The organism is Synechococcus sp. W55.1 (genome assembly GCF_047461655.1).
Classification (GTDB): Bacteria; Cyanobacteriota; Cyanobacteriia; order Thermostichales; family Thermostichaceae; genus Thermostichus.
On the sequence record NZ_JANSHN010000004.1, the window covers coordinates 95,295 to 107,771 of the forward strand.

The 12,477-nt window shown below is 59.9% G+C and carries 12 protein-coding genes; 5 read left to right on the forward strand and 7 right to left on the reverse strand.

Annotated features, from left to right (window positions below):
* Window positions 1–54 precede the first annotated feature (54 nt).
* Complete coding sequence (gene sfsA / locus NW816_RS03395) at window positions 55–774, reverse strand: DNA/RNA nuclease SfsA (RefSeq protein WP_414332164.1); 720 nt, start codon at window positions 772–774, stop codon at window positions 55–57.
* A 302-nt stretch (window positions 775–1,076) separates the two neighbouring features.
* Between sfsA and NW816_RS03400 the strand changes: the two genes are divergently transcribed.
* A complete protein-coding gene (locus NW816_RS03400) occupies window positions 1,077–1,679 on the forward strand; it encodes an NYN domain-containing protein (RefSeq protein WP_414351935.1) in 603 nt (200 codons plus the stop codon).
* A 59-nt stretch (window positions 1,680–1,738) separates the two neighbouring features.
* Here the strand turns inward: NW816_RS03400 and cbiE are convergent, their stop codons facing one another.
* The 3 genes from cbiE to NW816_RS03415 form a co-directional block, all read right to left on the reverse strand.
* Window positions 1,739–2,998, reverse strand: coding sequence for a precorrin-6y C5,15-methyltransferase (decarboxylating) subunit CbiE (cbiE, locus tag NW816_RS03405; protein ID WP_414408238.1), 1,260 nt, complete (start codon window positions 2,996–2,998; stop codon window positions 1,739–1,741).
* Window positions 2,999–3,008: 10 nt separating this feature from the next.
* Window positions 3,009–3,362 carry a hypothetical protein gene (locus NW816_RS03410; RefSeq protein WP_414408239.1) on the reverse strand — a complete coding sequence of 118 codons (354 nt, stop codon included), beginning with the start codon at window positions 3,360–3,362 and terminating at the stop codon, window positions 3,009–3,011.
* A gap of 143 nt (window positions 3,363–3,505) precedes the next feature.
* A complete protein-coding gene (locus NW816_RS03415; RefSeq protein WP_414375151.1) occupies window positions 3,506–4,159 on the reverse strand; it encodes a cobalt-precorrin-8X methylmutase in 654 nt (217 codons plus the stop codon).
* Between the two features lie 101 nt (window positions 4,160–4,260).
* Here NW816_RS03415 and NW816_RS03420 point away from each other — a divergent pair, with 101 nt between their 5' ends.
* Window positions 4,261–5,379, forward strand: a complete 1,119-nt coding sequence (locus tag NW816_RS03420; protein ID WP_414408240.1) for an alpha/beta fold hydrolase — start codon at window positions 4,261–4,263, stop codon at window positions 5,377–5,379.
* Window positions 5,380–5,517: 138 nt separating this feature from the next.
* Here NW816_RS03420 and NW816_RS03425 read toward each other — a convergent pair whose 3' ends face one another.
* The gene (locus NW816_RS03425) at window positions 5,518–6,165 is read right to left on the reverse strand and encodes a flavin prenyltransferase UbiX (RefSeq protein ID WP_011431889.1); all 648 of its coding nucleotides are present in this window, start codon (window positions 6,163–6,165) and stop codon (window positions 5,518–5,520) included.
* 166 nt (window positions 6,166–6,331) lie between these two features.
* Complete coding sequence (locus NW816_RS03430; RefSeq protein WP_238376845.1) at window positions 6,332–6,862, reverse strand: hypothetical protein; 531 nt, start codon at window positions 6,860–6,862, stop codon at window positions 6,332–6,334.
* 532 nt (window positions 6,863–7,394) lie between these two features.
* Here NW816_RS03430 and NW816_RS03435 point away from each other — a divergent pair.
* From NW816_RS03435 to NW816_RS03445, 3 genes are all read left to right on the forward strand, one after another.
* Complete coding sequence (locus tag NW816_RS03435) at window positions 7,395–7,649, forward strand: DUF751 family protein (protein ID WP_414356569.1); 255 nt, start codon at window positions 7,395–7,397, stop codon at window positions 7,647–7,649.
* Window positions 7,650–7,899: 250 nt separating this feature from the next.
* On the forward strand, window positions 7,900–9,435 hold the full coding sequence (locus NW816_RS03440) for a site-2 protease family protein (protein WP_414408241.1): 1,536 nt from the start codon (window positions 7,900–7,902) through the stop codon (window positions 9,433–9,435).
* 44 nt (window positions 9,436–9,479) lie between these two features.
* A complete protein-coding gene (locus tag NW816_RS03445) occupies window positions 9,480–11,315 on the forward strand; it encodes an aspartate kinase (RefSeq protein WP_414408242.1) in 1,836 nt (611 codons plus the stop codon).
* A 6-nt stretch (window positions 11,316–11,321) separates the two neighbouring features.
* Here the strand turns inward: NW816_RS03445 and psbA are convergent, their stop codons facing one another.
* The gene (psbA, locus tag NW816_RS03450; protein ID WP_414329388.1) at window positions 11,322–12,377 is read right to left on the reverse strand and encodes a photosystem II q(b) protein; all 1,056 of its coding nucleotides are present in this window, start codon (window positions 12,375–12,377) and stop codon (window positions 11,322–11,324) included.
* Window positions 12,378–12,477 lie beyond the last annotated feature (100 nt).

Below are 12,477 nucleotides of genomic sequence, written 5' to 3' on the forward strand. Positions count from 1 at the left end.
ATTATAGGCCATCCCCAGCCGTTTCCAGAGAGCCTGACCCTTCTTTTGGGGTGCCTAGACAACGATTTTGGCCAAACCCAAGGGGCGGATCCCTGCCGGCGAAACCTCGACCCGATAGGGCAACATCTCTACCCCGACCTGCAGGGCCTCACGAAACAGACGGGCATAGCGGGGATCCCGTTCTTCGCCGGGGGCAAACTCGGTGCAATCGGCGCGATTGATCCAGTACATCAGCAGGGCACGCTGACCCTGTTGGCGCACCGCGATCAAATCTTCCAGGTGTTTTTGGCCGCGAGTGGTCACCGTATCGGGAAACAGCGCGCGGGATCCCACAGCCCAGGTGGTATTCTTCACCTCCAAATAGGCCGAGCCAGAGTCTCCTGTCAGCAGAAAGTCGATTTTGCTCCTGCCGCAGGTCACCTCCCGTTGCCGGCGAGAAAACCCTGCCAATTGAGGAAACCACCCTCGCTCCAGCCCCCAGTCCACCAGGCGATTGGGCAAGCTGGTGTTGATCCCCACCCATACCCCATCCACCTGGATCATTTCCCAGGTGTAGGCCAGTTTCCGTTTTGGCTCCGGGTGATGGGAGAGGTACACAGGTGCCCCCACCTGACAGACCCCACTCATCGGCCCCGTGTTGGGGCAATGAGCGATTATCTGTTGCCCGTTTTCCAGCTCCACATCGGCCAAAAACCGCTTGTAGCGGCTGCGCAGCACCCCTCTGTGCAAGGGGCTCGAAAAGCGGTAAGGTACCGGCCCATCCCCGCACTCCATCCCCAAAGCCTCTCCTTTCGTAGGTATTTTTCTTTAGGATTTTGGAAATCTTCTCCGGGGATCGTCTCTCCTGCGCTAGGGTGAATCATGTGTCCCAGGGCTTGGGGCAGCCTTTTACGGCTTTTTCCGACTTCATGGGAATTCTGCAGATCACTCTGGGAAGCAGTAAGATCCCTATCGCACAAGAGAGGCGTCTGCATTAGCTGTAGTCAGTGCTGCCGGAAAGAGCTGTATTGGCGATTAAACCCATTTAACACCTCTTTTTTCTGCCCTTTTGTCAAAACTTGGAGAAGAAAACCCGAATGCTGCGTCTTGATCCTGATCCCGGCTTTCAGCCTGCGGATCCCTTGCAGGACAACCGTGGGCGTGTGGCCATATTCATCGACGGATCCAATCTGTTCTATGCCGCTCTGCAACTGGGCATTGAGATCGACTACACCCGCCTGCTGAAGACGCTGAGTGGTCGGTCGCCCCTTTTGCGCTCTTTTTTCTACACCGGCGTCGATCGCAACAACGAAAAGCAGCAGGGGTTTTTGCTCTGGATGCGCCGCAATGGCTACCGCGTGGTTACCAAAGAGCTAACCCAGTTGCCCGATGGATCCAAGAGAGCCAACCTGGATGTGGAAATTGCCGTGGATATGCTGTCGCTGGTGCGCTGGTATGAGACGGCTGTGCTGGTGAGCGGTGATGGGGACTTGGCCTACGCGGTCAATGCCGTCAGCTACCAAGGGGCGCGAGTGGAGGTGGTTAGCCTGCGTTCCATGACCAGCGATCAACTGATCAACTTGGCGGATCGCTACATCGACCTGGAATCCATCAAAGACCAAATCAAGAAGACCAACCGTCCCTCCTCTCCCTACCTGTACCGACCGGGGTTCACCGCCGATGAGGAGGACGAGGGGTGACTTCATCCCTCACCCCTAGCTCCTCTCCCCAAAAGAGAGGGGCGATCAGTTCAGTAAGTTCACTGTGATTCCGAGTTTGAAGGGATCCCCTGCAGCAGGTAAACCGGGTTCAGGGGGGCAAAGCGGGTACCCTCGGCCAGGACGGCAGAGCGAGAGATCTGAACGTGATCCACTCGGACTTGCCAGCCGCGCGAACGCAGCCATTGCAGGGCCTCGCTGCAGGTTTCTAGGGTAGCGAAGTTGGCCACCAAGATCCCTCCAGGCCGCAGGCGGGCTTCCACCACCGGCAGCAGATTGCGGATCCCTTTGCCGCCACCGCCCAGCACCACCCGATCCGGATCTGGCAGGTCGGCCAACACTTGGGGGGCTGCCCCCGGGATCACCTGCAGGTTCTCCAGTCCAAAGCGTTGCCGGTTGCGCCGAATCAGGCAGATGCCGGCGGCATTCCGCTCAACGGCGTACACCTGAAGTTGGGGGGAAAGACGGGCTATTTCGATGGCCACCGAGCCGGTGCCGGCACCGATGTCCCACACCACGCCCTCCTGGGGGAGCTGCAGGGATCCCAAGGTGAGCAGGCGGATGGGCTGCTTGGTGATCAAGCCGGGCTGGTCGGGAAAGGTGTAGAACTGGTCGTCCGGGATCCCTACCAAAGGCCAGCGATGGGGATCTGGCTCCGGTTCTACCCGTCGCAGCACCACCACGTTGGGGTTGGAGAAGGATGAATTCTGACCTTCCTGGAGGGGCACGATCTGCTCTTGAGGGGATCCCAGTTGGCTACATACCCAGGCTTGGTAGCGCACCGGCAGCCGCAGGTCGGAGATGAAGCGGGCCAAGACCGTCGGCGTGTGCTCCGGATCGGTCAGGGCCACGATGAGGGGGGATCCCTGTTTGAGAGCGTCCTGTAGCCGTTCCACCCCTCGGCCATGCAGGCTGAGAATGGTTGCCTCCTGCCAGGGAATCTGCAAGTGGTTCAGGGCCAACTGTACTGAGCTGACTTGGGGGTAAAAAGCCAGTTGCTCCGCCGGGAAATATTCCGTCAGCAGGCGCCCAATCCCGAAGAAAAACGGATCCCCACTGGCCAACAAGACCAGGGATCCCTGAGCCATCTCCTGCTGCAAAAGTGGGATCCAACTTTCCACTGGCCCGGTGAGCGGGATCTTGCGGGCCGGATGATCGGCAAAGTGCCGGAGCAGATGAGGGGCTCCTGCCAAGACTTTGGCTTGGGAAAGGGGGGGGATCCCCCAGGAAGCCACAGAGCCATCCCCCGCTACTCCTACGACCGCAAGCTGCGGTGACCGGCCAGATGCTGCTGTAGCCATTTATAGCCATTTAACGTTCGACAGGCGGGTGGTACTGGCACATGTGATTGAGAAAATCCAGTCGCAGCTCCGCCACTTCCCGTTGCATTTCTCGCATCTCGCGAATAAAGCTGAGTTGAGCCTCGATTAGGCGGCCATCCCGCTCCCGAAATTGCTCCATCATCATGGCTTGCGCTTCCCTCAGTTCTGCAAACCCGGCCTGCATATCCCGGCGGCACTCCTGTATGGCCACCTCCAGCTCATCTCCCCGATCTTCGTTCTGTCGAATCCGCTCCTGGTTGTGTTGAATGAACGCCCTGATTTCTTGGATCTCGATTTGAAATTGAGCCTCCGCGGCTTGGCGTTCAGCCCTCATCTCGGCCATCTGCGCCTCAAAGCGCTCGGCAGATCGTTGCTGCTGGCTCGCATTTCTTGGATTTGTTCTTGTTGTTGCTGAAGGTTGCGGATCAGCCACTCCTCTTGTTCTGGAGTCATGGAACGGGCCTGAAGACTTACCCCCAATTCTAGTCAGTTGGGGATGAGATCCCGTTGGGCTGCCAAGAGAAGGGCGTTGACAACGGCAGCGGCTACCGGGGATCCGCCTTTGCGGCCCTCCACGCGAATCTGGGGAACATCCGTTTGCGCCAACGCCTGCTTGGCCTCTTCCACCGCCACAAATCCCACCGGCACTCCGATCACCAAGGCCGGCTTGACCCGCTGCGCCCGAATCTCCTCCACCAAAGCCAGCAGTGCAGTGGGGGCATTGCCGATGACAAACAGGGCTTCCGGATGGCGGCGTGCTAAGTTCACCATCCCATTAGCGGCACGGGTTTGGCCGGGCCAACGAGGCTCCTCCACCCAGTCCAAAGCGCAATGGAGCGGGATCCCTTGCGCTCTCAGACCTGACTGGATCCCGGCTGCCACCATCCTGACATCGACAACGACAGGCCGCTTTTGCCGCAGGGCTGCCAGGGCTTGTTCGACGGCGTTGGGGCCGAAGAAAAAGCGATCCCGTAGCTCAAAGTCGGCAGTGGCATGAATGGCGCGGCGCACCACCTCATAAGGGATCCCTTGCCAGGGGTGGGGGCCGATCTCCTGATCGATCTGGCGAAAGCTGGCAGCGGTAATCGGGTCTATCCCGAAGGCTTCATCCATTGGGTCTGGGGTTATGGACACAGTCATGCTGGCATGTCCTGGAAGATATAGAAGAACCGGTGGCAAAGTACGTCCTATTAAATGATGAGCCGAGGAAACCACTAAGATTGGTCTAGCCTAAATTGGAGATGAGCCTATTGTTATCACCCACTTCTCCCTTGCACGGACTCGACTCCCATCCTTCCCCTTCTGCTCCCGTCGGCGCCAATTCCGTTGGCGCTCCCGGTTTCTCCTCTGTTGATGCGCCCCCCCCTTCCCCAACGGGCAGCGACAGGGATCCCTTGTCGGCTTTGCCTCGCTACGGCTACCCCCAAACCTGGCATTGGCGGGGCTGGCCCATCCATTTCACTTACACTCCCAGTCGTGCCCAAACCCCTGCCGGTGTAGTCAACTTAACGGCAGCTCCGGCCCTTTTAATCCACGGATTTGGGGCTTCGGTGGGCCATTGGCGCCACAACATCGTCCCTCTGGGATCCCAGCGCTCCGTCTATGCCCTCGACTTGCTGGGATTTGGCAAGAGTGCCAAGCCGGAGATCGCCTACAGCGTTGATCTGTGGGTGGAGCAGGTGTACGAGTTTTGGCAAACTCACATCCAGCAGCCCAGCATCCTGGTAGGCCATTCCATCGGGGGCTTGGTGGGAGTCATTGCCGCCGCCCGCTATCCCCAGATGGTGAAGGGCCTGTGCTTGATTAGCTGCGCCGATGGGCCCCATCCGGAAGAATTGCCCTCTCCCTGGGATGCTCTGGTGCGAGCCCTCTGCGAAGGGATTCTGTCGTTGCTGGGGTGCCCCCTCACTTATCCCCACCTCTTCAACTGGCTGCGACAAACCGAGGTGCTACGAGCTTGGATCAAGAATGTCTACAAGCGGGATGAGCAGGTGGATGACGAGCTGGTGCAGATCTTCCAGAGGCCGGCCTTTGAGCCGGGGGCAGCCCACGTGTTTTTGGACGGTCTGAGGGCCATTCTCTGCCGCCGCTTCGACAGCCCCAAACGCCTGCTGCCCACCCTAAAAACGCCCATCTTGTTGCTCTGGGGCCAAGAAGATCCGGCAGTGCCCAGTTTTTTGGCAGACCAATTTAAGCGCTGGCAACCTGCCCTCGCCTTGGTGAAGCTGCCGGGAGTAGGCCACTGTGCCCACGACGAGTTGCCCCACTGGGTCAACACCCTCATCGGCGAATGGGCGGCCAGTCTGGAGACCTGCCCTGACTTGCCCACCCACCTTCGGCGGGATCCCCTAGTCAGCTAGTTCAGCAAGTTACCAACGACCAACTTCCCTCCTCCTTGGGAGAGGGGCTGGGAGTGAGGGGCATCAACATGGGACACTCCCCAGACTGAAGTACTCCCAAGCCAGATCCAAGCTTCCCACCGGGAAAAGGGATCCCGCTCAGAGATCAGGGGGCAGCTTGAGGATCTGATGCTGGCGCATCCCCTGCCAGCGGCGAATGAGATCGCCATCAATACCGAACTGATCCAACGCCTTCACCACCACAAAATCCACCAAGTCTAAGATGGTGCGCGGCTGGTGGTACCAAGCTGGAATGGCCGGAACAATGCGCGCCCCCGCTTCTGCCAGAGTGGTCAAGTTGCGCAGGTGGATCAGGCTAAAGGGGGTTTCCCGCGGCACCACCACCAAGCGTCGTCCCTCCTTGAGCTGCACATCAGCAGCCCGCTCCAGCAGATCCGAGCTCAAGCCGGCAGCCAACTTGGCAACTGTACCCATGCTGCACGGGATCACCAACATCCCCTGCGTGCGATAGGAGCCACTGGCAATGGTTGCCCCCACATCCTGCCAGCGATGACAAACTAGGGATCCACCGCTGCTCTCGGCTTGCTGTCGCCAAAAGTGGGCCTGCTTGCGGGGGTCTGTCGGCAGCAGCACCCCTTGTTCTCCCTGCCACACCTGATAGGCCGCTTTGGAGGCCACCACTTCGACGCGGTAGTCCAGGCTGAGCAGAACATGCAGAGCGCGCACAGCATAGAGCATCCCTGAAGCGCCTGATACGCCAAGGATGATGGGCAGAGAGGATGTCAAGGGCCGCTGGGGAACGTCTTCTGCTCAAGTCTAGCGAGGGGAGCTGTCCCTCGCCTGCTCAGGAGATCCCTAACCCACCGCTCCAAAAGACTTGCACAACGCGGGATAAAAATGCTCCTGGCACAGGTTGAAGGCAGCGCTCAAGCCCCAGTCTGACTCTTCTCTGTTAGGTCTGCAGATTTTGCCGCCCGTTGCGGATCACCCGCAAGGACTCCACCAACCGCAACTCCAAGTCTTGCAACACCTGATCCACGTAACGGTGGGCCTCCCGCTGCAGGCGCTCCGATTCCTGCAGTGTCTGTCGCCGCACCTCCTCACTATGTTGATAGGCTTGTTGCAATAACTGCTCCGCCTGAGCTTGGGCCTGTCGCAGAATCGCCGATTCGTTGAGGAGCTGCTCAGCCCTACGTTGGGCCGCGGCCACAATTTCTTGGGCGTAGCGATTGGCCTCTGCCAAGATCCGATCCCGCTGGCGCAGCAGTTCCTCCGCTTCCTCCAGGGCTGTCGGCAGGTTCAGGCGGATAAAGTCTAACTGCTCCAGAATCTTTTCCTCTTCAATAAGGGTGCGAGACCAAAACAGGCGAGGGCTACTGAGAATGGCTGCCTCCAATTGATCCAGGGCCTCCTGGACGCGCATCAGAGCCAGGGTCTGATCCCCAAAGGGTACGCCGGCACGATTGGAAGGATCAGAGGGCAATTCTCGCATCAGTCTATGAAGAGGGGAGGCTGCACTGAGCAAAAGAGCAGATCAGGCAGGATAACGCCTACCATATCAGGTTCTCGGTTTCCTGAATCTGCGCAGTCTCCCCTTCGCTCCAACCACTCTTCGTGAAGTAGATGTTCTTTTTGATATGAGGGGACGATGGACTTTCTCCCTCGCGGAGGCTGTGAGCCAAGCGGCAGAGAGGCTGCTTACCGGTCGGTTGGTGCCACAGCGGCTGGGGAGCCGAGGTTGCTCGGCTGCCAAAAGAGCGCCAATGGAGGAGATTTATAGTCATTTTGAATAGGAATAAAACATTTCCGTTGCCTTGCTCTCCAACCCCCCTCTCCCAGAGAGATGAGCTGGGGGTCGCGGCAGCGGCGCGGAGCGTTTGGGGAGTGTCTCAATCTAGTTTGAGATGACTACACTTTTTGAGTTGCCGCCAGTTCCCTGAAGATGGCCAGCCTCCAGATGGTTGACAGCTACCTATGGCACACTGAGGAGAAAGGAGTTAGAGCCCGAGCTGCTCATGCCACAGCCGCAGCCCCCCCGCAGACTGGAAGACCAATTTGTGGAGAATGTCTCCCGTTACCCCACCTACTTTATTACCGTTTTGCTGGGGGGGATCTGGGCCGGCCTCCAGCCTTTTGTTAGCCTGTATCGCAAAAGTCCAACAGCGGCGGCCATGGTGACGCTGGGATCCCTGCTGTTGCTGCTGTTTGTTTATTTCACCCTGCGAGGCATGACAGGGAATACCTTTTTGCCAGAATGGCTGCTGGGTTAGCCGTACAGTGGACGCCGGAAGCAGAGGCACGCCTCAAGGAGATTCCTTTTTTCGCCCCGCCGCCCGCAAGAAAAGCGAAAAGCTCGCCCGGAAATTGGGGATCCAGCAGATACGGTGGACACCTCTGAGCAGGCCACGCAACAATTGGGCTCTTGAGGGATCCCGGCTGCAAGTCGTAGCGAGGGGATTGGATTTGCCGCTAGCTTGGTAGAGGTGTTCTCCTCCGTTCCCTCGTTTATTTTTGCAACTCATGGCAGATTGGATCCTGTTGGCGCTGGTGGGTTCTGCAACCTACCTGCTGCTGCAAAAAAGTGTGGCCCGCCTCTCAAAGGTGCCGTGGCGGATCCTGTGGCTGGTGATGATGCTGCCCCCTTTGGTCTGGGTGCTGGGGCGTCAGGTGTTCCAGTACGAGGTGCCCCCCTTGCTGATGCTGCTGCTGTTTCTCACCTCTTACTTTACCAGCATGACCTTGGTGAGACGAGGGGGCATTCGACCCCCAACCGTAGACCCTCGGCCCGAAGTGGAAAACGCATCCCCAGAAGCGGATCCCTCGCCGGCTGCAGAACCTGAGCCGGAGGAAGAGGAAGAAGACAGCGCCGCAGATCCGGTCTCGGTGGCTCTTGCCCACACCCCCATCTCCGAAGTGCCGCGGGAAAAGCTGAGCCACTGCTTCCCCTGGAGCGTCTTTTATTTGCAAAACGTGGAGTACCGTCCCCAGGCGATCATCTGCCGGGGCAACTTGCGGGCGGATCCCAGTGAAGCCTATGAGCGGGTGCAGCAGAATGTGGAAACCACCTTCGGCAAACGCTTTTTGGTGGTGCTGCAGGAGGGGTTTGCCGGCAAGCCCTTTTTTGCCCTGGTGCCCAACCCGGCGGCGCGGCGCTCCCCGGCGGACAGTCGAGAGTTCCCGCTGCTGGCTCTGGGGTTATTGCTGTTCACCTTCTGGACCACCCTCAGTGCTGGGGCCCAAGCGGCTGGGGTCAGCCCTGACCGGCTACTGCATTTGCCCTCTCTGATGCAAGGGTTGCCTTATGCTCTAGGGATCCTTGCCATTTTGGGATCCCATGAGTGGACTCGCTACTGGGTGGCCCGCCGCCACCACATCCAAACCTCGCTGCCCTATTTCATTCCGGTGCCTTTTGTTCTGGGAACCTTTGGGGCGTTTATCCAGTTGAAAGAGCCGGTGCCCAACCGCAAGGTGTTGTTTGATATCGCCGTCGCCGGGCCGCTGGCAGGGAGCCTTGTTGCTTTGGGCATGTTGTTGCTGGGGCTGGTGTTTTCGGCGCCTGTAGATCCTCCCGCGGTGCCCGAGGGGCAGCCAACCCCGATTAGTTTTCATCGCCTTGACCCGCGCCTGTCGGTGCTGCTGGCAATTCTGGCCCGCATGGTGCTGGGGGATCAGTTGCAGCCGGGGCAGGTGATCGATCTGCACCCGCTGGCCTTTGCCGGCTGGCTGGGGCTGGTGGTGATCGCGTTTAACCTGATGCCGGTGGGCCAACTGGATGGGGGGCACATTGTCCACGCGGTGTATGGACAGCAGATGGGAGCGAATGTAGGCCGGGTAGCCCGCTGGTTGGTGCTGCTGCTGGCCTTGACGGTGCAGCCCTGGTTGTTGCTCTGGGCGCTGCTGCTGTTTGTGATTTCCAGTGCCGACGAGCCGGCCCTCAACGATGTGACGGAACTGGACGAGGCCCGAGATCTGCTGGGGCTGGGGATGCTCACGCTGCTGGTGCTGATCCTGCTGCCGGTGCCGCCGTTTTTGCAAAATGGGCTGGGCTTGGCCTAGATCCGGGGTAGGATCCAAACCGCCCCTGACCTCGTTCTTCTCTCATGGAACGCAGCTTAATCGTTCAAAAGTACGGCGGTACCTCTGTCGGCTCTGTCGAGCGTATCCAAGCCGTGGCCCAACGGGTGGCCCACACGGTGGAGCGGGGACATCGGGTGGTGGTGGTGGTCTCGGCGATGGGGGATGAAACCGATCGCCTTGTGGATCTGGGGGAACAGATATTGCAGGGATCCCCGACCACACCGGCCCAGTTGCGGGAATGGGATATGCTCCTTTCCACCGGTGAGCAGGTGAGCATTGCCCTGGTGGCTTTGGCGCTGCAACGCCTGGGGTGTCCTGCCCTTTCCATGACGGCAGCCCAGGTGGGCATTGTCACCACTCGGGATTACAGCCGGGCCCGCATTTTGCACATCCACACCGACCGCCTGTGGCAGCATCTGGAGCGGGGAGAGGTGGTGGTGGTGGCCGGGTTCCAGGGGATTACCAGCCTGGCGGAGCTGGAGATCACCACCCTAGGTCGGGGGGGATCCGACACCACGGCAGTGGCCTTGGCAGTGGCCTTGGGAGCAGAGCTGTGCGAGATCTACACCGATGTGCCGGGGATCTTCACCACGGATCCGCGTAAGGTGCCTGAGGCCAGGCTGCTGCCGGAGATCACCAGTGATGAAATGCTGGAGCTGGCCAGCCTGGGGGCGCAGGTGCTGCATCCCCGCTCGGTGGAGATTGCCCGCAACTACGGTGTGAAGCTGCGGGTGCGCTCCAGCTTGGAGCCGTTGCAGGCGGGATCCGAGGGCACCTTGATCGTCTCTCCTCCTGCTCGCTCTCGCTCCCCTGACAGCAGCATTGAGCTGGGCCTGGCGGTGGATACGGTGGAACTGGATCGGGATCAGGCTAAGTTGGTGTTGGTGGGGGTGCCCGACCGGCCTGGCATTGCCGCCCAACTCTTTCAGGGGATCGCGGCAGCAGGGGTGAATGTGGATTTGATTTTGCAGTCCCTCCAGTTCACAGCCTCTTGCGCCAGCGGGACGGAGCCCTTGCCCCAGCCCACCAATGACATTGCCTTCACGGTCAGCCGGTCGCAGGTGGCCGAGGCTGCAGCCGTTGCCCGGCGGATTGGCCAAGAGCTGAAGTGTGCAGCGGTGATTGTGGATGAGGCGGTGGCCAAAGTCAGCATTGCCGGGGTGGGGATGATGGGCCGACCCGGAATTGCGGCGCAAATGTTCCAGGTGCTGGCCGAGGCCGGGATCAACTTGCAGATGATCTCCATGTCAGAGATCAAGGTGAGCTGTGTGGTGGCTGCGGAGCGGGCCGGGGATGCCGCCTTGGCTCTGGGAGAATCGTTCCAGGTGATCCCTCACTTGCATCGGGCGAAGGTGCCGCCTGCCCCTCAAGACAGCCACCCGGTACGCGGTGTTGCCTTGGATTTGAAGCAATCGCGGCTGGGCATTCGCAAAGTGCCGGATCGTCCGGGAACTGCCGCCCATTTGTTTGGGCGCTTGGCGGCTGCTGGGATCATCGTGGACACCATCATCCAAAGCCAGCGGGGCTACCACAATGGGATCCCCAGCACCGACATTGCCTTCACCGTGCCTCAGGATCAAGCGATGGCTGCTGAGGCGGTCTGTCGGCAGGTGGCCGAAGAACTCCAGGCGGCAGGCGTTGACGCAGATCACGACATTGCCAAGGTCAGCATTGTCGGCGCTGAGATGGAAACCTATCCCGGCGTCGCTGCCCGTCTGTTTGCAGCTCTGGCCGAGGCGGGAATCAACATCGAGATGATCGCCACCTCGGAGATCAAGGTGAGCTGTGTAGTGCGCCGGGATCGAGGGATCCCGGCCTTGCAAGCTATTCACCGCGCTTTCCGGCTGGACTGCCCCTAGCCTGCCTTAGGGTTGAGCCGCCAGCAGCAAGGGAAAATGATGGGCGTTGGGGGCGTGCATCACCTGGATCCCCAGATTGGCGCGGTTGAGGAGATCGGCGTAGGTGGGGATGAAGCGGCCCTGGCTGTCCAGGATGGACTGGTTGAAGTTCAAGCCGTTCAAGTTAAAGGCCATTATGCCGATACCTATTGCCGCCGCCCAAATCCCCACTGTGGGCAGGGCCGCCATCCAGAAGTGGACGGAACGGCTGTTTCTCAGGCCCAGGCCGGGGAACCCCAGCCGCCCCAAGAACGCGTAGTGCCCGGCCAGGAAGTTGTAGGTGACTTCCTCCTGCCCGAAGCGGTAGCCGGCATTTTGTGACTCTTCTTCCGAGGTCTCGCGGATTAGGCTGGAGATCACCAGGGAGCCGTGCAGGGAGGCCAGCAGAGCGCCGCCAAAGACGCCGGCCACCCCCAGCCAGCTAGCAGGGTGCATGAGGATATTGTGCTCCGCCTGGAAAGCCAGCATGAAGTAGAAGGTGCCGGCGATCCCCAGGGGCAAGCCTTCCGAGAAACTGCCCTGGCCGATGGGGTAAACCAAGAGCACCGCCGTAGCCGCCGCCGCCGGAGCGGAAAACGCCACCGCAATCCAGGGACGCATGCCCAAGCGATAGCTCAGCTCCCACTGCCGGCCCAGGTAGCACCACACCCCGATCAGGAAATGGAGCACGATCAGTTGGTAGGGGCCGCCGTTGTAGAGCCATTCATCCAAAGAGGCGGCTTCCCAAATGGGATAAAAGTGCAAGCCGATGGCCGCCGACGTGGGCACCACCGCCGCCGAGATGAGATTGTTCCCCCCTATCAAAGAGCCGATCACCGGCTCGCGGATCCCATCCACATCCACCGGCGGAGCAGCAATAAAAGCGATTACAAAACAAAAGGCTGCTGCCAACAAGGTCGGGATCATCAATACGCCAAACCAGCCGATGTAAAGCCGGTTTTCGGTGCTGGTTATCCATTGGCAAAAGCCATTCCAACTCCAGAGCTGCCGCGCAGCCGAGGAGCGGCGAATTACCGTACTCATAGGCCAACTCCTAAAGAGACAAAACCATTCTTTGCTTTGTCGGCTTCCTTGAACGGGGCAAAACTCTTCCCGCGCCGACCGCCAAAAGCGTCTCCTTCTT